The organism is Nonomuraea sp. NPDC050383 (assembly GCF_044459125.1).
In the GTDB taxonomy this organism is placed as follows: domain Bacteria; phylum Actinomycetota; class Actinomycetes; order Streptosporangiales; family Streptosporangiaceae; genus Nonomuraea.
The window spans coordinates 43423-63234 of sequence record NZ_JBITIP010000003.1 but is presented as its reverse complement, the minus strand read 5'-3'; the positions used below and the strand labels follow the sequence as shown (position 1 = coordinate 63234).

Below are 19812 nucleotides of genomic sequence, written 5' to 3'. Positions count from 1 at the left end.
CATCGGGTGCGGCGCGTACTCCGGACGGGGCCCGTTCAGATCTCAGAGGTCACCGGGCTGTGCGCGGGTGTGATGTTTCCGGCGTGGCCGATGGTTCTGGCATGTGAACCCATCTGACCTCGCCGTCCTGCCACTCGTCGGTGGGGGAGAGGCCGGCGGAGGCGGCCACGGCGGCCGACGCCGCGTGGTCCGGGTGGACGTGCGCGACGATCGTGCGCGCTCCGGCGTCCCGGAGCCAGCCGACGAGCCCGCGCGCGGCCTCGGTGGCGATGCCCCGGCCCTGCCGGCCGGTGCCGACCACCCAGGCGACCTCGGCGACGGACTCCGCGGTGACGGTCGCCTGCACGTACCCGGCGAGACGGCCCTCGTCCCGTACCCGGATCACCCAGTTGAGCCAGGAAACGGCGGGGTCGGGCGATCCGGCGGCCAGGCGCGCGTAGCGGGCCCGCAGCGCGTCCTCGTCCAGCGGCTCACCGCCGATGAACGCGTGCAGCGCGGGGTCGGCGAGGACCACGGCCATCTCGGCGGCGTGCTCGACGGCCAGGGGCAGCAGGTCGAGCCGGTGGGTGGCGAAGGGCGTGATCGTGACGGGCGGCATGCGCCCATCTTCCTGGAACCGGATCGCCCTGACTATTGTGATCTTCATTCTCGGAGGGGGAAAGCGGTTGATGGCAGACGGGCCCGAGATCTCACTGGGCAGCGGGTACGTGCTCATGAACGAGATCGGCGCCGGTGGGATGGGCACCGTGTGGCGGGCGCGGCACCGGGAGTCCGGCGAGGTGGTGGCGGTCAAGCTGCTGCGCGACGGCCTCAGCGCCGACCAGGACCTGGTGCTGCGGTTCGTCCAGGAACGTCAGGTGATGCGCAGCCTGCGTCACCCCAACATCGTCACGATCCGCGACTTCGTCGTCGAGGGCGAGCGGCTCGCGCTGGTGATGGACCTCGTCGAGGGTGGTGACCTGCGCACGCTGGTCCAGCGGCGCGGCACGCTGCCCCCGGCCGAGGCGGCCGGGCTGCTGGCGCAGACGGCCGGAGCGCTGGCCGCCGCCCACGACCTCGGGATCGTCCACCGCGACGTCAAACCGGGCAACGTCCTGCTCGACCGGTCCACCGGACAGGTACGGCTGACGGACTTCGGGGTGGCCCGCATCCTCCACGGCCCCGGCCTCACCCAGACCAGCGCCGTCATCGGCACGCCCGTCTACATGGCGCCCGAGGTGGCCGACGGCGGCGCCGCGACGCCTGCCGTGGACGTGTACGCCCTCGGGCTGATCCTGTACGAGCTGCTCGCCGGACGACCGCCGTTCGTGGGCGACCACCCGATGGTGCTGATCCGGCAGCACGCCATGGCCGTGCCCCGGCGGCTGCCCGGGATGCCGGACACGCTGTGGGCGCTCGTCACGGCGTGCGCCGCCAAGGACCCGGCCGCCCGGCCGCCGGCCGGAGCGGTGGCGGCGGCGCTCCGGGACGCCGGGCCGGCGCTGGCGGGCGTGCCCGCGCTCCCGGCGGTCTCGCGCTCCGACGCCCCCTCGGTCACCTCGGAGCCCCTCGCCCCGTCGCCCTTGTCGCCTGGCGCCCCGCCCGCGACGGGTCACGGCCGGCCCGCCGGGACCACCGGGCCGGCCGGTCCCGGCCGGCCCCATGCGCCCACCGGGCCCACGCCCGGTCCGGGAGCGCCCGCGGGCCGGTCGCGGCGGCGGATGACCGTGCTCGGCGCCGTCACCGTCGCCCTGGCCGCCAGCGCCGCCGTCGTCGCGGTCGTGGCCCCCTGGCGCGCCCCGGCGTCCGGAACGTCCCACGACCCCGCGTCCCGGCAACCGCCGGCCGTACAGTCGCTGCCCGTGGGGTCCACGCCGCACAGCCCCGTCTCCACCCCCGGCACCGGGAAGAGCGGCGAGCCGAAGAAGGGCGAGACGCACCCGGTGCGGGACCGCACGACCGTGCCCGTGGAGCCGCCGTCCACCGAGCCGAAAAAGAAGACGGCCGACAAGCCGGACACCGGGCCGACCAGGACCAGCGAGCGTGTGCGGTCGCCCGAGCCGGACGACTCCAAGACCGCGACCGAGGTCAAGCCCGACGACGGCACCGACAAGACCGACACCACGAGCCGGGGCACGACGCCCGAATGGCGGTGCCGCCCCTGGGTCTCCGCGGGGCCCGGCACGAGCGCGTTGATGTCGCCGTGCATCGCCGTGGTGGGCGACACGATCCTCATGAAGGGCAAGCTCAAGAAGGCCGTGGGCGACGGGAACATCCACGTGCAGCTCTACAACACCGAAGCCGAGCACGTCGCGTCCCAGCCGCTCATCTGCATGGACGTCCCACCGGCGGCCAACGGCGTCGCCATGTGCGGCCCGGTCAAGGTCCACGTGGCCAGGGTCGGGGAGCTGCACGACGTGCGACAGCGATGGAAGCCGACCGGCGCGCGCGACTGGGGCGGCGGCAAGGAGAGTCCCACCGTCACCTGGTAGCGGCTCACCCGGTGGCGCCGGCCCGGCGGACGACTGGGATGATCAGGTCATGTCCACGGCCTTCGCGATCATCTCCCTGCTGTTCCACGGGCTCATGGCCGGGCTCTTCTACGCCTTCTCCACCACGGTCATGCCCGCCCTCGACGCCGTCGAGCCGGCCCAGGCCACGGCGGCCATGCGGAGCGTCAACCGGACGATTCTCAACCCGTGGTTCCTGCCGGTGTTCCTGCTGGCGCCGGCGGCGTCGCTGGCCGCCGGGGTGTTCCTGCTCACGGGCGGGAGCGCGGCGGCGGGGGTCCTGTGCCTGGCGGCCGCGGCCGTCTACGGGCTCGGCACGCTGGCGACGACGGCCGCGCTCAACGTGCCGATGAACAACGCCCTGGAGGCCGGCGACATGGACTGGGCGGCGTACTCGCCGCGCTGGACGCGCTGGAACCACGTGCGCAGCCTGTCCTGCGCCGCCGCTCTCGTGCTCACCGGCGTGGCGCTCCTCCTGGCCTGAATCAGCTCCTGGCCTGAAAAGCTCCAGGCCTGGAAAGCCAAAGTTCGTCTCACGAACTGTGTGGCGCTTCGATGATATCCTGGCCGAGTGGTTAAAGATGACGATGGCCAGATAGGGGTTGTGGCCGGGCTGGTGCGGTCCACGTTCCTGGTGAATGCCGTGTACGCCGAGTCGGCCCGGGAGTACGGCCTCACCTCGCAGCAGGGTCAGTTGCTGTGCGTGCTGATGCCGCAGCCGTACGGCATGAGCGAGCTGGGCGCGATGCTGGGCCTGGCGAAGTCGAGCCTGACCGGCCTGGTGGACCGCACCGAGCGCAACGGCCTGGTCGAGCGCAGGCCGGACCCGCAGGACTCGCGCGCGGTGCGGGTCGCGCTGACCCGGCGCGGGGACAGGCTCGCGAGGGAGTTCTACGTCGAGACCTGCCGGCGCGTCGAGCGGCTGACGGAAGGGCTCGACGCCGCCGAACACGACACGCTCGCCGGCCTGCTCGCCCGGGTCGTGCTGGACAACAAGGTCCCGGTCGTCTTCCGGGAGCCCGGCGAAGGGTCCCTCGCCGAGCACTGAGAAAGCCCGCAGCTCCCCAGGCGAGTTGCAGTTCGTGTGACGAACTATTATCGTTCGTGCCACGAACTGCAACTCGTTTTTGAATGTGGGAGAGTGAATCATGCGTCGTACAGTCGCGGTCATCGGCGGCGGTTACGGGGGCTCGGCGGTCGCCAAGGCGCTGGAGTCCGAGGCGGACGTCATCCTTGTCGATCCCCGGGAGGCGTTCATCAACACGGCGGGGTCGTTGCGGGCGCTGACCCGGCCCGAGTGGGGGAGCAACATGTTCTTCCCCTACAAGCAGTGGCTGACGCGCGGCACGGTGCTGCGCGACCGTGCGGCCTCGGTGGACCCCGGGGGCGTCACCCTGGCCTCGGGGCAGCGGGTCGAGGCCGACTACCTGGTCCTGGCCACCGGCTCCAGCTACGCCTACCCGGCCAAGCCCGAAGCCGACTCCGTCGAGGAGGTTTTGGACGACCTGCGCCTCACCCACAAGGAGCTGGCCGGCGCGGAGCGGGTGCTGATCCTCGGCGCCGGGCCGGTCGGCCTGGAGCTGGCCGGAGAGATCAAGGAGGTCTGGCCGCACAAGCAGGTGACCGTCGTCGACCCGGCCGAGCGGCTGTTGCCTGCCTTCCAGCCGGAGCTGCGCCAGGACCTGCACCGCCAGCTCGACGAGCTGGACATCCGGCTACGGCTGGGCACCGGCCTGACCGCGCCGCCGGCGACCGAGCCAGGCCAGGCCGGCACCTTCACCGTCACCACCACCGGCGGCGACGACATCACCGCCGACATCTGGTTCCGCGCCCACGGCGTGCGCGTCAACAGCGACTACCTCGCCGACGGCCGGCTGACGACCCGCACGTCGCGGGGACAGGTCCCCGTCACCGAGACCCTCAACATCCACGGGTACGAGCACGTCTACGCCATCGGCGACATCACCGACGTCCCCGAGGCGAAGATGGCCGGGTACGCGATGCAGCACGCCGAGGTCGTGGCGCGGAACATCACCGCCCAGCTGCGCGGCGAGCGGCCCACGGCCACCTACCGGGCCGCGGCCGACCCCATGATCCTGCTCCCGCTCGGACCGCGCGGCGGCGCCGGCCAGCTGCCCACACCCGACGGCCCCGCCGTCGTCCCCGCCACGACCGTCTCGGAGTACAAGGGCGCCGACCTGTTCACCGGCCGCTTCACCGAGCAGTTCAGCGCGGCCTGAAGGACGGGAAGACGTGCGACACACCCGCCCGGGCCGCCCGAGGCCCGCGCCTGGTGACCACTGAACATGCTTGACGGAAAGGCGGAACACCCCATGGACAGGAAAGTTCTCTTCGGCTTCGGCGCGCACAGCGGCATCGGGGAGCTGACCGAGCTGCTGCGCATGGCCCAGGAGGCCGACCGCGACGGGCTCGACCTCTTCTCGCTGTCGGACCACCCCTACATCGGCGAGCGCCTCGACGCCTACGCCGGGCTCGGCTTCATCCTGGGACGCACGGAGCGCATCACGGGCTTCGCCAACGTCACCAACCTGCCGACCCGGCCTCCGGCCATGCTGGCGCGGAGCGTGACGTCGCTGTCGGCGCTGTCGGGCGGCCGCGTCGTGCTCGGCATGGGCGCGGGCGGGCTGTGGGAGCGCATCGCCGCCATGGGGGTGCCGCAACTGTCACCGGGCGATGCCGTGGACGCCTTCGAGGAGGCGATCACCCTGGTCAAGCTGCTGTCGGGCGGTGGCCCCCCGGTCACCTACCAGGGCCGCCACTACCAGGTGAACCAGATCGAGCCGGCTCCCGTGGCCGCGCCGCCCGTGTGGACCGGATCGGTGGGCCGCAAGTCCCTGGCCGCCACCGGGCGGGTGGCCGACGGCTGGATCCCCGGCCACGCGGCGGACTGGCTCAGCGAGCGATACCGGGCCTCCCGGCCGGTCATCGACGAAGCGGCGGCGGCCGTGGGCCGCGACCCGGGCGAGATCCGCACGGTCTTCAACTTCCCCGGGCGCATCACCGACCGGCCGCTGCCCGCCACGCGCGACCGCGACGGCCGCTGGATCGGCGGCTCCGCCGAGCAGTGGGTGGAGGAACTGACCGGGGCCGTGCTGGAGCACGGCGCGTCGGGCTTCATGCTCTTCTCGGCCGGCCACGCCGGGCCGGACCCTCTCCTGCTCGGCCGCTGGGCCAGAGAGGTCGTCCCCGCCGTACGGGAGGCGGTCGCCAAAGCCTGAGCACGTTCCGGAGAGGCCGAGGCACGATCGGTACGGCGGCGGCCGTACCGATCTCGTCAGGAATGTCCCTACATGTTGATCATGTGGCCGGCCAGGCCGTGGATCGCCTCCTTGACCGCCTCGCCGAGCGTCGGGTGGGCGTGGACGTTGCGCGCGACCTCGTGCACCGTCAGGTCCCACTGCTGGGCCAGGGTGAGCTCCGGCAGCAGCTCGGTCACCTCGGGCCCGATGAGGTGGGCGCCGAGCAGCTCGCCGTACTTGCCGTCGCTGATGACCTTGACGAAGCCGCCGCTGTCACCGAGGCCGTGGGCCTTGCCGTTGGCGGTGAACGGGAACTTGGCCACCTTCACGTCGTAGCCCAGGTCACGGGCCTGCGTCTCGGTGTAGCCGAAGCTCGCCACCTGCGGCTGGCAGTAGGTCGCCCGGGGGATCATCACGTAGTCGAGCTCCATGGTCTCCGCGCCGCCGATGGTCTCGGCCGCGATGATGCCCATGGACTCGGCGGCGTGGGCCAGCATCAGCTTGGCCGTGACGTCGCCGATGGCGAAGATGTGCGGCACGCTCGTCCGGCAGCGGCCGTCGACCGCGATGGCGCCCCGGTCGGTGAGGGCCACGCCGGTCTTCTCCAGGCCGTAGCCGTCGACCCGCGGCTGGAAGCCGATCGCCTGCATCACCTTGTCGGCCTCCAGCACCTCCTGCCGGCCGTCGCGCGTCACGGTGACCTTGACCGAGGAGCCGTTGTCGTCGATGGCGTCCACCCGCGTGGAGGTGAGGATCTCGATGCCGAGCCGCTTGTAGCGCTTGGCCAGCTCCGCCGACACCTCCTCGTCCTCCAGGGGGACCACCCGGTCGAGGAACTCCACGATCGTCACCTTGACGCCGTAGTTGTGCAGCACGTACGCGAACTCCACGCCGATCGCGCCCGCGCCCGCGATGATGATGCTGCCCGGCAGCTCGCCGGTCATGATCTGCTCTTCGTACGTCACCACGCGCTCCGACAGCGACGTGCCGGGGATCAGCCGGGTGGTGGCGCCGGCGGCGATGATGCAATGGTCGAACGTGATCGTCTCGCCGTTCACCTGGATCGAGTTGGGGTCCAGGAAGGTGCCGCGGCCGTCGTACTCCGTGATGGCGTTCTTCTTCATCAGGTAGTGGACGCCCTTGACCCGGCCGTCCGCCACCTTGCGGCTGCGCGTGAAGGCGGCGCCGTAGTCGAAGGAGACCTCGCCGCTGATGCCGAAGGTCTTGGCCTCGTTGTGGAAGATGTGAGCCAGCTCCGCGTTGCGCAGCAGCGCCTTGGAGGGGATGCAGCCCACGTTCAGGCAGACGCCACCCCAGTACTTCTCCTCGATGACCGCTGCGCGCAGCCCGAGCTGGGCGGCGCGGACCGCGGCCGTGTACCCTCCGGGACCCGCGCCGAGAACGACGACGTCATAGTGAGTGCTCATGAGTCGGACCATACCGTCCACCCAGGTCTACCCCTGACCCTCGCCCCTGCCCCAGTGATACGGAGCCTGTCGGCGGCTTGGATCGTACCCATGACCGACTTCCCCGGCCGCTGGGCCGAAGGCCTGAGCCTGGTTCTCGCGCCCGTCCTCATGCTCGCCGGCGTGCTGCTCCGCGTCGAGTACGACGGCTTCTTCCCCGCCCAGCTCGCCGCCTTCGCCGACGCCCCCACCCTGATGTCCGCCTCGTACGGGTGCTTCGCCCTCGGCAGCGTCCTGCTCTGGCCCGGTGTGCTCGGGCTGGTCCGGCGCTCGCCCGCCTCCCGCCTGGTGCTCTGCGGCGGGGTGATGGTGCTGTGCGGCCTGTTCGCCCGCGCCTTCCACGCCGGGGTGAGCCACCTGGCCCTCCAGCTCGTGGACGTCCAGGGCCTGGCCTCCGCGCAGCGGGCCGTGGCCGACGCCTACGGCGCGTTCCACGTCTTCCAGCCGTTCAACATGGCGGTGCTCTTCGGGTGGGCCGTGCTGGCTGCCGGCCTGTGGAGGGCCGGGACGCTGGGGCTCGTGCCGAGCGTCGCCCTCGGGCTGATGACGGCGCTGCCGATCGGGGTGCTCAAGGGGACCGGCCCGATGTCGGTCCTGGCCGTCGCCGGGCTGTGCGTGGCGCTGGTCCCGTACGGGGTGCGGGTTCTGCGTGCGGGGCCCGCGCCCCGGTGGTGGGCCGTCCCGCTGGCGCTCGCGCTCGGGGCCGGGGCCGTGGTGCTGGGAAGCATGGGATGACGGGCTCCGGGCTTCAGCGCAGGCCGGCGAACCAGCGCCCCAGCTCCTCCCAGCAGTCGGCCAGGGCGAAGCCGCTGGAGCGGGCGACCCGCGCGATGTCGTCGGCCGACACCACCGCCCACCCGAACCACTCGCCCACGGTGCTCCCGCGGCGCAGCCGCACCCGCTCGACCCGGCTGGCCACGCCCGGCGGCTCCACCTCGACGATGACCTCGCCGCCGGGCCGTACCAGCTCCCTGACCCTGCGCAGCAGGACGTTCGGGTGGCCGCCGATGCCGATGTTGCCGTCGGCGAGCAGCGCCGTCTCCCACCGGCCGCTGCCGGGCAGCTCGTCGAACACGCTGCGCAGCAGGGCGAAGCCGCCCGCCCGGCGGGTCAGCCGTACGGCGTGGGGCGTGATGTCGATGCCCAGGGCCGCGACGCCGCGGCGGTTGAGCGCGACGGTGAGCCGCCCGGGGCCGGACCCGATGTCGAGGGTCGGGCCGGCGCACCGGCGCAGCATGGCCTCGTCGCCGTCCATGGGCGCCAGCCAGCGGGCGGCCTCCAGGACGGTGCGGGCCCCGTCGACGTGCTCGATCTCGACGGGGGCGCCGCCGAGGGCGTCGGCGTAGATCTCTCCCATCATCGCAGCGCGCCCGCCTCGGTGGCCCGTGCCTCGGGGGCCCGTGCCTCAGGGGAGCCCGCCAGCTCGCGCAGCGTCGCGGCGAACCGGGAGGCCGGTGTCTCCGCGGCCACCCGGAAGGCGTCGGCCGCGGTGTCCACGTCGGTCAGCTCGGGCAGGCGCCGCACCGCCAGCCCGGCCCGGGAGAGCCGTTCGAGCTGCGCGGCCCCGGTGTACGGCCGCGACATGGGCACGCCCAGCAGCAGCCCCGGATCGGGCCGCCGCAACCCCAGCAGCCAGAACCCCCCGTCGGCGGCCGGACCGAACACCGCGTCGCACTCCGTCAGCGCCTCCGCCGCGTCGCGCAGCAGGCCGGGGGTCACCTGCGGGGTGTCCATGCCGATCAGCACCACCGGCTCCGGCCGGAGCCGCCGGCAGTCGGCGAAGGCGGCGGCCAGCCGCTCGTCCAGACCGGTCCCGCGCTGGGGGATCACCACGAAGCCGGGCGGCAGCCAGCTCCCGGGCAGCCCGTCCAGGGCCAGCACCCGCTGACCGGCGGGAGTGGCGGCGACGGTCCGCAGGGTGTCCTCGATCGCCGCCTCGGCGAGGAGCGCGGCCTGGGCCGGGCTCAGCGGCGGGGTGAGGCGGGTCTTGACCCGGCCGGCCACCGGCTCCTTGGCGATGGTCACGATGGTGGTCATGCCGCCTCCAGGGCGATCTTCATATGACCGACCGTAGAGCTCGCGACCCGGGGCAACCCTTACGAGGTCGTGACGGGCGACGCCCGCCCTTTCGTCAGACCTCCACCTTGTACGGCAGGGACAGCTCGTCCGCCGGCACCCCGCGGATGCCCCAGTTGACCTTGGGCATCTCGACGATGGTGATCTCCACGTCATCGGCGGGGTACGGGCACCTGTCGTAGATCGCCCGGATGAGCGCCCGCTTGGCCTCGTCGCTGCGCCCCGTGAAGCAGAGCACCTCGATGATCAGGTAGCCGTCGCCGCGCTGCGGGCAGATGAGGTCGTCCGCGTCCAGCAGCAGGAACCGGTGGAACCTCTTCTCCTCCGGCAGCCCCCACGCCTCCACCAGGCAGGAGTGGACGAGGTCGGACACCTCGCGCTGCCGTCCCGCCCACACGTCCCTGCGCCCGTAAAGCTTCACCTGTGCCATGTGCGGCACTATAGGGGAATGATCCGGTTGCTCCTGGCTGACGACGAGGCCATGATCCGGGCCGGGGTGCGGGCCATCCTCGCCACCGATCCGACGCTCGCCGTGGTGGCCGAGGCGGGGGACGGCCGCGAGGCGGTGGACCTGGCCATCAGCCACCACCCGGACGTGGCCCTCCTGGACATCCGCATGCCCAGGCTCGACGGGCTGGGCGCCGCCGCCGAGATCCGCCGGGCGGCGCCGGGGACGGCCGTGGTGATGCTCACCACGTTCGGCGAGGACGACTACATCGCCAAGGCCATCGACGTGGGCGCCAGCGGCTTCCTGCTGAAGTCGGGCGACCCCCGGGAGCTGATCGCCGGCGTCCACGCCGTCGCGGGCGGTGCCGCGTACCTGTCGCCCAAGGTCGCCCAGCGCGTCATCACCCAGCTCGCCGCCGGGCGCGTGTCACGCGGCGCGGCGGCCCGCGACCGGGTCGAGGCGCTGACCGAGCGGGAGCGCGAGGTGCTCGCCCTGCTCGGCGGCGGCCTGTCCAACGCGGAGATCGCCAGACGGCTGCACATCGTGGAGGGCACGGTGAAGGCGTACGTCAGCGCCATCCTCACCCGTCTCGAGGTGCGCAACCGGGTGCAGGCCGCGATCATCGCCCACGAGGCCGGCTTGGTAGCCTGACGCGTGATGTATCGCCTCGTGTTCACGCAGGTCTTGCGGCGTTTCGACGCCGAGGCCGTGCACCACCTCACCGTCCGCGCCCTCGCGTTGCTGTCGGCGCTGCCGCTGGTCAAGCGGCTGCTCCACAGGGCGCTGGCGCCCCACGACCCGGCGCTGCGCGTCAGCGCGTTCGGCGTCCACTTCCCCGGCCCGCTCGGGCTCGCCGCCGGCTTCGACAAGGACGCCGCGTGCGCCGAGGGGGCCGCCGCGCTCGGGTTCGGCCACGTGGAGGTCGGCACGATCACCGCGCACGGCCAGCCCGGCAACCCGCGGCCCCGCCTGTTCCGGCTGGTGCGCGAGCGGGCGGTCGTCAACCGCATGGGCTTCAACAACGCCGGCGCCGCGTCCGCCGCCCGCCGCCTGCGCCGCGTCCGCGGGGTGCCCGTGGTGGTCGGCGTCAACATCGGCAAGACCAAGGTGGTGCCGGAGTCCGAGGCGGCGGCCGACTACGTCGCCGGCGCCAAGGAGCTCGCGCCCCTGGCCGACTACCTCGTGGTCAACGTCAGCTCCCCGAACACGCCGGGGCTGCGCGACCTCCAGGCCGTCTCGCTGCTGCGCCCGCTGCTCACCGCGGTCAAGGAGGTCGCCGACGGCACGCCCCGCCGGACCCCGCTGCTCGTGAAGATCGCGCCCGACCTCGCCGACGAGGACGTGGACGCGGTCGCCGACCTGGCCCTGGAGCTGGGGCTGGACGGCATCATCGCGACCAACACCACGATCAGGCACAGCGGCGAGACGGGCGGGCTGTCCGGCCGGCCGCTCAAGGCGCGCTCGCTGGAGGTGCTGCGGCGGCTGCGGGCCCGCGTCGGCGACCGGCTCACGCTGGTCTCCGTCGGGGGGGTCGAGGACGTGGACGACGTCTGGGAGCGGCTGCTGGCCGGGGCCACGCTCGTGCAGGGGTACACCGGCTGGGTGTACGGCGGGCCGCTGTGGGCCTCGCACATCCACCGGCAGCTCTCGCGCCGGATCCGCCGCCACGGCCTCACCTCCGTCACCGAGATCATCGGCCGCACCGCCCCTGGCTCGACCACGGCCCCCGGGCCGGGCACCGGCACCTGACCGCCGGGCCGCCCGGGCGCCCGTGTCGGCGGGACCTCTGTGAGAGCCGGGGGCACGGGCGGCCCTAGGGTTGGACGGTGAGGATCTCGCTGGCAGACGGCATCGTCATGCGCCCCGTTGCCGAGGACGACGCGCAGGCGCTCACCGACGCCTACGTACGCAACCGCGACCACCTGCGGCGCTGGGAGCCGCGCAGGCCGGACACCTTCTTCACCCTGACCGGCCAGAGCGAGCGGCTGGAGGCGCAGCTCCAGCAGTGCCGCGACGGCCGGCTCATGCCGTGGGTGCTGGCGGACGGCGACCGGATCGTCGGCTGCATGAACGTGTCCGGCATCGTGTACGGCGCCTTCCACAGCGCCAACCTGGGCTACTGGCTCGACGCCGGCTACACCGGCCGCGGCCTGGCCACCAGGGCCGTGGCGGCGGTGTGCCGCGACGCCGACGAGCGGCTGGGCCTGCACCGCGTGGAGGCGGCCACGCTGCTGGACAACGTGGCCTCCCAGCGGGTGCTGGAGAAGGCCGGCTTCGAGCCGTACGGCATCGCCCCGAACTTCATCCACATCGACGGCCAGTGGCGCGACCACCGCGTCTACCAGCGCATACTCAACGACCGCACGCCCACGCTGTGACCCGGCGCTGTGATCCTGGAGCTGTGACCTAGACGCTGGGCCGCGTGGACTCCGCGTCGTGGGTCATGCGGTCGAGCCGCTCCATGACGTCCGCCACCCGCGTGGCGCTCGCCCGGTGCGGCCGGCGCCGCTGCCACGGCCGCGGCCCGTCGAGCGGACGGTACTCGACCCCGAGGGCGTCCAGCCGCCCCAGGTGCGCCCGCAGCCGCTCGGCGAAGTCCGGGCCCGCCTCGCCGCCCCAGACGACCTCGGCCAGGGCGCACGCCCGCGGCCAGGCCCGGTAGTCGAGCACGCGGGCGTCGGGGATGCGCTCGGTCCAGAGCTGGGCCTGCGCGCCGAGGACCCGCGAGCGCTCCTCGTCCGTCCAGTCGGCGGGCGCCGGGACGAACGCCGCCACGTCCGCCACCGTGATCTCGTCGCCGATCGCCACCGGCTCGTCCGGCGACGCCGACTCGGCGTAGTCGAAGTAGAGCGGGAACACCGGCGTGGCCACCACGTCGTGGCCCGCCGCGGCGGCGCGGCGGCCGACGCCCATGCCGCGCCACGGCATGACGACCGTGTCGGGCCGCAGCTCCCCGCTGACGAACGCCTCGTCCCACACCACCGCCCGCGAGCCCCGCTCGGCCAGGGCGTCGGCCAGCCGCCGCAGGAACCACGCCTGCAGCGCCGGCATCGAGTCCAGCCCCAGCGACCGCCGGTAGGCGTCGATCTCGGGCGAGGCCGCCCAGTGGTCGAGCACCACCTCGTCGCCGCCGATGTGGAAGAACGGCGTCGCGCCCAGGGCGCCGGCCAGCTCGTCGAAGATCGCGGTCAGGAACTCCACGGTCGGCGGCAGCGGCGACAGGATCGCGGGGGAGATGCCCCAGCGGTCCAGCACCTCGTACCGCTCACCGGTGGCCCCCAGCGACGGGTAGGCCGCCAGGATGGCCGAGGCGTGGCCGGGCACGTCGATCTCCGGCACCACCACGACCTCGCGCGCCCGCGCGTAGGCCGCGATCTCGGCCAGGTCGGCCAGGCTGTAGTGGCCGCCGTGCGGGACGCCGTCGTAGGACTCGGGCTCGCCCCGCTGGTGGCTCGCGGTCCGCGGCCGGTGCGAGGCCACCTCGTGCAGCAGCGGGTACGCCCTGCTCTCCACCCGCCAGCCCTGGTCGTCCACCAGGTGCAGGTGCAGCCGGTTGAGCTTGTGCGCGGCCATCAGGTCCACCAGGCGCAGCACCTCGCGCTTGGGGAAGAAGTGCCGGGCCACGTCCAGGTGGAGCCCCCGCCAGGCGAACCGCGGCTCGTCCTCGACCCGCACTCCCGGGACGCTCCACCCGCCCTCGTGGCCGGGCCCGGCCGGCGCCCGGTAGGAGGCGTCGGGCAGGAGCTGGTGGAGGGTCTGCGCGGCGTAGAAGGCCCCGGCCCGCCCGCCCGCCGTGATCTCCACCCCGCGCGACCCGGTGACCAGCCGGTACGCCTCCGGTCCGAGAGCCGGGTCGAGCCGTACGTCGATGTCACCGGAGTCGCCGGGCCGCAGGTCGAGCCCGGGCAGCGCGAGGCGCACGGCGTCGACCGGCGCGGCCGGCCCGGAGACGACGGACCCGGGGGTCAGCTCGAAGGAGCCGGACAGGTGGCGGATCAGGCGGGGAAGAGGAATCACGGTTGCAAATAGTGCTGCATGCCGTTCGCCAGCGCCAGGGCGATCCGCTGCCGGAACGCCGGGTCGCGGAACTTGGCCGCCTCGGCGGCGTTGCGCATGTTGCCGCACTCGATGAAGATCTTCGGCACGGTCGAGAGGTTCAGGCCGCCGAGGTCGGAGCGGAAGTCCAGCGCCTTGCTGCCGATGTAGGTGGAGTAGGGCAGACCGGTGCCCTGCCGGAAGGAGTCGCGGACCGCCACGCCCAGCTTGCGCGAGTCGCCGACGACCGGGTCGACCGGCCCGCCGATCTTCCTCGGCATGATCACGTGGAAGCCGTGGTTGGCGGGCGCGGACCCGTCGCCGTGGATGGAGATCGCGGCGTCGGCCTTGGCGCGGTTGCCGATCGCGGCCCGCTGGGTGATGCACGGGCCCACGCTGTCGTTGTCGGACCTGGTCAGCTTGACCGTGGCGCCCCGGCTCTTGAGGATCTTGACGAGCCGGTTGGAGACGTCCCAGGTGAACGCCGCCTCGGTGTAGCCGTCGTTGGTGGACGTGCCGGTGGTGTCGCACGCCTTCCACTGCGTCAGCACGTTGACCTTGCGGTTCACGGCCTTCGGGTCGCGGTAGTTGCCGCCGTTGTGGCCCGGGTCGACGACCACGACCTTGCCGGCGAGCGGCTTGACCCCGCCGGTCTCACCGGTCCGGCCCGCACCCGGCCCCGCCGTGGGGGTCCCCGTGGAGGCCGCTGTGGAGCCTGCCGTGGACGCGGTCGCCGGCCGCGCCTGCCCGGCGGGGACGCCGGAGGCCGGGCCGCCGGCCGTGGCGGCCGTGCCGCACGCGGAGGCGATCAGGCCGCAGGCGGCGAGAAGGGTGACGGGAAGAGCACGCATACGCTCCAACTTACGTCACGACGCGCGCCGGCCCGGCGCGTTCGCCGCCGAAGGCATCGGTCCGCGCCCGTGCTCGATCCGTCCACGGCTGTCACCAGACCCGCTCGGCGACCTCCTGGCGCTGGAGGAGGAGGGCGGCGAGCTCCCGGGCGTCCTCGGCGTCGAGGCCGAGCACGACGCGGGGCCGCCCCCACGGGTGGTCGAGGGAGTGGGCGACGTACCCGGCCACGGACTCGGCGCCGTTGTCACCGGCACGGCCCCGGCTCGCCCGCCACTGCGCCCAGGCGCGTTCGAGCTCGGACGCGGCGCGCTGGGCGCAGGAAACCAGTTCTGGATCACGCATGACTGTCCCCCGGATCAGATTCGCGACCGCACCATGTACGGCCGCGTATCGCATGACCTGACGAGTAAACCTCCAGGAGGCCGGGATGCCGGGTGTGTTGACCGAGCCTTTGACCGCTCTTAGGCGGGGCCCGTGCTGCGCCGTACGACGAGCTCGGGGGTGACCTGGCGCAGCCGCGCGACCTTGCCGGGCTCTCCGATGCGGTCGCTGAGCAGCGCCGCCGCCGAGCGCCCCATGGCACGGCGCGGCTGGTCGACCGAGGTGAGGGAGATGTGGTGCGAGGCGGACAGTTGGGTGTTGTCGTAGCCGACGACCGACAGGTCGCCGGGCACGGCGAGGCCCAGCTCCGCGGCGGCCGAGAGCACGCCGAGGGCCACCGCGTCGGTGGCGGCGAAGATCGCCGTGGGCCTGGGGTCGCGGGTCAGCAGCGCGAGCGCGGCCTTGCGCCCGCCGTCCTCGGTCGAGTCCGCGGCCTCGACCATGATGTACGGCGCCAGCGCGTGCCGCCGCATGGCCACGAGGTAGCCCTCGCAGCGGGTGGGCCGGGCGCCCTCGATGTGGGCGATCCGCTTGTGGCCGAGCTCGACCAGGTGGTCGATGGCCAGGCGGGCGCCGAGCTGGTCGTCGTCGACCACGATGTCGACGCCGCCGAGGTCGATGTCACGTTCCCCCACGACGACCGTGGGGGTGTAGCTGGTGGCCTCCATCAGCGTCTCGCTGGTCGGCGCGATGCCTAACAGCACCAGCCCGTCGACCCTCAGCTCCAGGAAGGCCTCCACGGCCTCGTCCTCGAACGCGGGGTCCCACTGGCTGTTGCCGATGAGCATGCGCAGGCCGTCGCCGTGCAGGCTCTCCTGGAGGCCGTCGAGGACCTCGGCGTAGAGGGGGTTGTGCAGGTCGGCGACGAGCGCGCCGACCAGGTGGGTACGGCCCTCGACCAGGCTGCGCGCGACCGCGTTGGGCCGGTAGCCGAGCTCGCGGGCCGCCTGGAGCACGGCCTGCCGCCGGTGCTCGCTCACGTGCGGTGAGCCGCGGAGCACGAGCGATACCAGCGATTTGGAGACGCCGGCGCGCTCGGCGACGTTCCGGATGGTGGGTCTTGGCCGGGGTAGCTCCCGGAGGTCGTTGATGGTTGAAGACTTGACGGGTGGTCCTGACATGGGTCTCCCCCGCGATGCGAAGTTGGGCACCTGTCTCACCAAACGATCGAGTTCCCCGCAGGGTACGGCCTGGGGTTAGGGAAGCCTCATATTGACCATGACGACACCTGTCCGCTATGGCCGCATCTGGTCGGATACTGTGCTCCCTGTGGCAGAGCTCCCTGTGACAGAGACGCCGCGGCCGGCGCGGCGCAGGCTGAGCGTCGACCGTCGCCGCGAGGAGCTGATAACGGCCGCCCTGGAGCTGTTCAGCAGGCGCGACGCCGAGCACGTCTCGATCGACGACGTCGCCTCGGCGGCGGGAGCGTCTCGGGCGCTGGTCTACCACTACTTCGGCGGCAAGCAGGAGCTCTACGTGGCCGCGCTGAGGAGCGCCGCGGAGCTGCTGGAGTCGCGACTGCGGCCGCAGGGGAGCGGCCGGCCGCTGGAGGAGCTGGCCGCGGGGATCGCGCGCTACTTCGACTTCGTGGAGCAGCACGCGGCCGGCTACGCGGCCCTGCTCCGTGGCGGCCCGGCGAACCGCGCGGGCGAGGTCGGCGAGATCGTCGACGGCGTGCGCGGGCGGCTGTTCCTGCTGATCCAGCGGCAGATGCGCGTGGCGGAGCCGAGCCCGGTGCTACGGGCGACGCTGCGTTCGTGGATCGCGTCGGTGGAGACGGCGGGGCTCGACTGGCTGGAGAACCGCGACATCGAGCGCGCGGAGCTGGAGCGGCTCCTCGTGGAGGACATGGTGGCCCTGCTGGGTGTCGCCGCCCGCCGCGACGGCGAGGCCGCCCGGCTGCTGCACGCGCTGACGGGGGACCAGCCGGGGTAGGCCGGGCCCGAAGGGGCCGGGGGACATGTGCCGCGCCGGCCGGTGGACCGGCCGGGAAGGACGGCCGGAAGAGTGGCGCCGGGCGGGCGGCGCCAACTTCCCAGAGCGACGTCCGTCGTCACAGTGGTGGACCGGACCGCCGGCCAGGCCCACCGTTCAACCCCCCTGAGGTCCGTGACGACCTCGGCACTACTCCGAGCGCTGCTGCGGAATCCCCGCCAGAAGCGCCCGAACCTCGGTCTCCCGGTAACGCCGGTGTCCTCCGAGGGTGCGGATCGACGTCAACTTGCCCGCCTTGGCCCACCGGGTGACGGTCTTGGGGTCGACCCTGAACATGGTCGCGACCTCGGCGGGCGTGAGCAGCGGCTCGGCCTCGGGTGTACGAGCTGACATTTGTGCGGCCTCTCCTCCGTGTGGACCGGCTCAGCGATCCTGTGACTGCCTTTGCGCGTGTCACGGATGTCCCCCTATGGCCCAAAGCGTGCGGCTTTTCTGGCCCATATGCGGCATCACCCGAAGTGACCATACCGCCACGCAGAGCGATTGGCGAGCCCTTCTTTGACCCAACTGCCCGCCCCCATGGCGATGTCACGCTCGGTGATTCTAGCGACACGTTTCGTGGTATCGCAGTGAAAACGGCAAACTGCTCAGTTCGCAGAAGCGAGTAGCCGCTAGTCATGACCCACTCATGCAGGTCAGACGGTTGTATTGGGGTTCAGTTGGCAGATTCCAGAAGTTGCATTGACTTCCAGCGCAGGTTGACCCTCTGGTACATGGCGTAGGCAAGCTCTTCTTGACCCGTGTCCAGGCCCGTGAGCGCCGCCGACAACTCCGCCACCGACTGGTCCGCCTGCAGCGCGTCGTCGTCCATGAGGTGCACCAGGCCGCCGTAGTCGAGCTCGACCAGCGAGTGCGGGTGGAACTCCTCCAGCCAGCGGGCCACGTCCTCCACGTCGAGGTGGGCCGACACCTCGCCCAGGTGCCGCCGCAGCACCTGCAGAGCCCTGGCCGCGCGCCTGCGGGCCTGCGCCATGGAGGTGACGTAGATGAGGTTGCGCCCCGTGGCCGTGGTCACGTCCTGTCCCGGGGCCGAGCCGCCGAGCACCAGCCAGCGCTCGTTGCCGTCGAACGGCACGAACCACGACGACGGCACGTGCCAGGCCGTCGTGCGGATGTGGGTGCGCAGGGCGGAGGAGCCGGCCGCCCGCTTGTACCGGTCGAAGTCGTCGGCCGTCTGGTCGGAGATCGCCTTGGGGACGAGACGGTCCATCAGCTTGGCCGGGGTGGCGCCGCGCAGCCGTGAGAACGCCATCCAGGAGCGCAGCCGTGTCTGCCAGGGGCAGACATAGAGACGGTCCTCCACTCGCCGCAGATAGGCGTTGGGACTCTCCTGGGCGGGAACCGGGTGAGGCGGCCTGCCGAGCAGACGCCTGATCGACTCGCCGTGCTCCGCGTTCAGGGCGTTGGCGCGGCGCGGACGGTCACGCGAGTCGGCGTATTCGGCCCATGCCTTCTGCTCGGGCTCGGGGAATGCGGTCAACGGCTCGTAGACGCGGAGATACGCGGCATAGGGCAGCACGGAGGCATCGTGTCATGAAGACAACCTGCTTGCACCGTTGCGGCCACTACCCTGAGAGGTGATCTCCGCCGCGAAGATGCGGTGGACCGGACAGGGAGTCACTACCGTGACCGACGTCTTCGACCCGTCTCACAAGGACGCGCACGAGCAGGTCGTGTTCTGCGCCGACCCGCGCAGCGGCCTGCGCGCCATCATCGCCGTCCACAGCACGGCCCTCGGCCCCGGCCTCGGCGGCACGAGGTTCTATCCGTACGAGAGCGAGCAGGCCGCGCTCGCCGACGTGCTCAACCTCTCCCGCGGCATGTCCTACAAGAACGCGCTGGCCGGGCTCGACCACGGCGGCGGCAAGGCCGTCATCATCGGCGACCCGTCGCGCGACAAGAGCGAGGCGCTGCTGCGCGCCTACGGAAGGTTCGTCGAGTCGCTCGGCGGGCGCTACGTCACCGCCTGCGACGTCGGCACCTACAGCGAGGACATGGACATCGTCTCGCGGGAGTCGCGCTTCGTGACCGGCCGCACGCTCGCCCAGGGCGGCGCCGGCGACTCCTCCATCCTCACCGCCTTCGGCGTCTTCCAGGGCATGCGGGCCTCCGCCGAGCGGGTGTACGGCGCGCCCACGCTGCGCGGCCGGCGGGTCGGCGTCGAGGGCGTCGGCAAGGTCGGCCACCGCCTGGTGGAGCTGCTGCGCGAGGACGGCGCCGACGTCGTCGTGTGCGACGTGGACGAGCGCGCCGTGGAGCGCGTGCGGCTGCGGCACCCCGAGGTGGACGTCGTCGCCGACGCCGAGGCGCTGACCGGCGCCGACATCGACGTCTTCGCCCCCTGCGCGCTGGGCGGCGCCCTCGACGACGCCACGGTCACGCGGCTGCGGGCGAGCATCGTCTGCGGCGCGGCCAACAACCAGCTCGCCCATCCGGGCGTCGAGAAGCAGCTCGCCGAGCGCGGCATCCTGTACGCGCCCGACTACGTGGTCAACTCCGGCGGCGTCATCCAGGTGGCCGACGAGCTGCGCGGCTTCGACATGGAACGCGCCAGGGCGAAGGCCGCCCAGATCTACGACACCACGCTGAAGATTTTCGCGATCGCGGGCGATGAGGGCGTCCCGCCGGCCGTCGCAGCCGATAGGCTAGCCGAGCGCAGAATGTCGGAAGTCGGGCGGATTCGGGCCATTTGGCTGGGCCACTGACGCCCCGCGCCCATACGACGTACCGAGCTGGGCACAAAACAGGTACGGTAATAGGCGAACGATAGGCTGACGCCCATAGTCAGGTGGCGTCAGCGTGTGGTGCGT

Annotated in this window: 22 protein-coding genes; 11 read left to right on the top strand and 11 right to left on the bottom strand. The window is 72.5% G+C overall.

Going from position 1 to position 19812, the window contains the following annotated elements; genetic code table 11:
- Positions 1-49: 49 nt before the first annotated feature.
- Positions 50-598, bottom strand: a complete 549-nt coding sequence (locus tag ACIBG4_RS08550; protein ID WP_397201285.1) for a GNAT family N-acetyltransferase — start codon at positions 596-598, stop codon at positions 50-52.
- A gap of 70 nt (positions 599-668) precedes the next feature.
- On the opposite strand from ACIBG4_RS08550, the gene ACIBG4_RS08545 reads away from it, so the two are divergent.
- From ACIBG4_RS08545 to ACIBG4_RS08525, 5 genes are all read left to right on the top strand, one after another.
- Positions 669-2471 (top strand): protein kinase, encoded by a 1803-nt coding sequence (locus tag ACIBG4_RS08545; RefSeq protein ID WP_397201284.1) that lies wholly within the window; start codon positions 669-671, stop codon positions 2469-2471.
- A gap of 49 nt (positions 2472-2520) precedes the next feature.
- Positions 2521-2973 (top strand): DUF1772 domain-containing protein, encoded by a 453-nt coding sequence (locus ACIBG4_RS08540; RefSeq protein WP_397201283.1) that lies wholly within the window; start codon positions 2521-2523, stop codon positions 2971-2973.
- 87 nt (positions 2974-3060) lie between these two features.
- Positions 3061-3537: a MarR family winged helix-turn-helix transcriptional regulator gene (locus ACIBG4_RS08535; RefSeq protein ID WP_397201282.1), complete on the top strand. Its 477-nt coding sequence runs from the start codon at positions 3061-3063 to the stop codon at positions 3535-3537.
- A 100-nt stretch (positions 3538-3637) separates the two neighbouring features.
- A complete protein-coding gene (locus ACIBG4_RS08530; RefSeq protein WP_397201281.1) occupies positions 3638-4729 on the top strand; it encodes an NAD(P)/FAD-dependent oxidoreductase in 1092 nt (363 codons plus the stop codon).
- Positions 4730-4822: 93 nt separating this feature from the next.
- Positions 4823-5728 carry an LLM class flavin-dependent oxidoreductase gene (locus ACIBG4_RS08525; RefSeq protein ID WP_397201280.1) on the top strand — a complete coding sequence of 302 codons (906 nt, stop codon included), beginning with the start codon at positions 4823-4825 and terminating at the stop codon, positions 5726-5728.
- Positions 5729-5796: 68 nt separating this feature from the next.
- Here ACIBG4_RS08525 and lpdA read toward each other — a convergent pair whose 3' ends face one another.
- A complete protein-coding gene (gene lpdA, locus ACIBG4_RS08520; RefSeq protein WP_310716067.1) occupies positions 5797-7176 on the bottom strand; it encodes a dihydrolipoyl dehydrogenase in 1380 nt (459 codons plus the stop codon).
- 90 nt (positions 7177-7266) lie between these two features.
- Between lpdA and ACIBG4_RS08515 the strand changes: the two genes are divergently transcribed.
- Positions 7267-7950, top strand: coding sequence for a hypothetical protein (locus ACIBG4_RS08515; protein WP_397201279.1), 684 nt, complete (start codon positions 7267-7269; stop codon positions 7948-7950).
- Between the two features lie 13 nt (positions 7951-7963).
- On the opposite strand, the gene ACIBG4_RS08510 is transcribed toward ACIBG4_RS08515, so the two are convergent.
- The 3 genes from ACIBG4_RS08510 to ACIBG4_RS08500 form a co-directional block, all read right to left on the bottom strand.
- Positions 7964-8575, bottom strand: coding sequence for a class I SAM-dependent methyltransferase (locus ACIBG4_RS08510; RefSeq protein WP_397201278.1), 612 nt, complete (start codon positions 8573-8575; stop codon positions 7964-7966).
- Positions 8572-9252: a TIGR04282 family arsenosugar biosynthesis glycosyltransferase gene (locus tag ACIBG4_RS08505; protein WP_397201277.1), complete on the bottom strand. Its 681-nt coding sequence runs from the start codon at positions 9250-9252 to the stop codon at positions 8572-8574. Before ACIBG4_RS08505 ends, ACIBG4_RS08510 begins: the two co-directional genes overlap by 4 nt.
- Before the next feature lie 94 nt (positions 9253-9346).
- Positions 9347-9721 (bottom strand): tautomerase family protein, encoded by a 375-nt coding sequence (locus ACIBG4_RS08500; protein ID WP_310716074.1) that lies wholly within the window; start codon positions 9719-9721, stop codon positions 9347-9349.
- An 18-nt stretch (positions 9722-9739) separates the two neighbouring features.
- Here ACIBG4_RS08500 and ACIBG4_RS08495 point away from each other — a divergent pair, with 18 nt between their 5' ends.
- From ACIBG4_RS08495 to ACIBG4_RS08485, 3 genes are all read left to right on the top strand, one after another.
- Positions 9740-10390: a response regulator gene (locus tag ACIBG4_RS08495; RefSeq protein ID WP_397201276.1), complete on the top strand. Its 651-nt coding sequence runs from the start codon at positions 9740-9742 to the stop codon at positions 10388-10390.
- A 6-nt stretch (positions 10391-10396) separates the two neighbouring features.
- Positions 10397-11488 (top strand): quinone-dependent dihydroorotate dehydrogenase, encoded by a 1092-nt coding sequence (locus ACIBG4_RS08490; RefSeq protein WP_397201275.1) that lies wholly within the window; start codon positions 10397-10399, stop codon positions 11486-11488.
- A gap of 77 nt (positions 11489-11565) precedes the next feature.
- Positions 11566-12117 carry a GNAT family N-acetyltransferase gene (locus ACIBG4_RS08485; RefSeq protein ID WP_397201274.1) on the top strand — a complete coding sequence of 184 codons (552 nt, stop codon included), beginning with the start codon at positions 11566-11568 and terminating at the stop codon, positions 12115-12117.
- Positions 12118-12145: 28 nt separating this feature from the next.
- Here ACIBG4_RS08485 and ACIBG4_RS08480 read toward each other — a convergent pair whose 3' ends face one another.
- The 4 genes from ACIBG4_RS08480 to ACIBG4_RS08465 form a co-directional block, all read right to left on the bottom strand.
- Positions 12146-13756, bottom strand: a complete 1611-nt coding sequence (locus tag ACIBG4_RS08480) for a beta-N-acetylhexosaminidase (RefSeq protein ID WP_397201273.1) — start codon at positions 13754-13756, stop codon at positions 12146-12148.
- On the bottom strand, positions 13753-14625 hold the full coding sequence (locus ACIBG4_RS08475) for an N-acetylmuramoyl-L-alanine amidase (protein ID WP_397201272.1): 873 nt from the start codon (positions 14623-14625) through the stop codon (positions 13753-13755). The genes ACIBG4_RS08480 and ACIBG4_RS08475 overlap by 4 nt, the downstream gene beginning before the upstream one ends.
- 91 nt (positions 14626-14716) lie before the next feature.
- Positions 14717-14968, bottom strand: a complete 252-nt coding sequence (locus ACIBG4_RS08470) for a hypothetical protein (protein WP_310716086.1) — start codon at positions 14966-14968, stop codon at positions 14717-14719.
- Positions 14969-15087: 119 nt separating this feature from the next.
- Positions 15088-16128: a LacI family DNA-binding transcriptional regulator gene (locus ACIBG4_RS08465; protein WP_310716087.1), complete on the bottom strand. Its 1041-nt coding sequence runs from the start codon at positions 16126-16128 to the stop codon at positions 15088-15090.
- A 148-nt stretch (positions 16129-16276) separates the two neighbouring features.
- Between ACIBG4_RS08465 and ACIBG4_RS08460 the strand changes: the two genes are divergently transcribed.
- Positions 16277-16942, top strand: coding sequence for a TetR/AcrR family transcriptional regulator (locus ACIBG4_RS08460; protein ID WP_310716089.1), 666 nt, complete (start codon positions 16277-16279; stop codon positions 16940-16942).
- A 189-nt stretch (positions 16943-17131) separates the two neighbouring features.
- Here the strand turns inward: ACIBG4_RS08460 and bldC are convergent, their stop codons facing one another.
- Together bldC and ACIBG4_RS08450 are read right to left on the bottom strand one after the other, a co-directional pair.
- Positions 17132-17335, bottom strand: coding sequence for a developmental transcriptional regulator BldC (bldC, locus tag ACIBG4_RS08455; RefSeq protein WP_013133571.1), 204 nt, complete (start codon positions 17333-17335; stop codon positions 17132-17134).
- A 322-nt stretch (positions 17336-17657) separates the two neighbouring features.
- The gene (locus ACIBG4_RS08450) at positions 17658-18521 is read right to left on the bottom strand and encodes a hypothetical protein (RefSeq protein ID WP_310716111.1); all 864 of its coding nucleotides are present in this window, start codon (positions 18519-18521) and stop codon (positions 17658-17660) included.
- Positions 18522-18627: 106 nt separating this feature from the next.
- Here ACIBG4_RS08450 and ACIBG4_RS08445 point away from each other — a divergent pair, with 106 nt between their 5' ends.
- Positions 18628-19707 carry a Glu/Leu/Phe/Val dehydrogenase dimerization domain-containing protein gene (locus ACIBG4_RS08445; RefSeq protein WP_310716112.1) on the top strand — a complete coding sequence of 360 codons (1080 nt, stop codon included), beginning with the start codon at positions 18628-18630 and terminating at the stop codon, positions 19705-19707.
- Positions 19708-19812 lie beyond the last annotated feature (105 nt).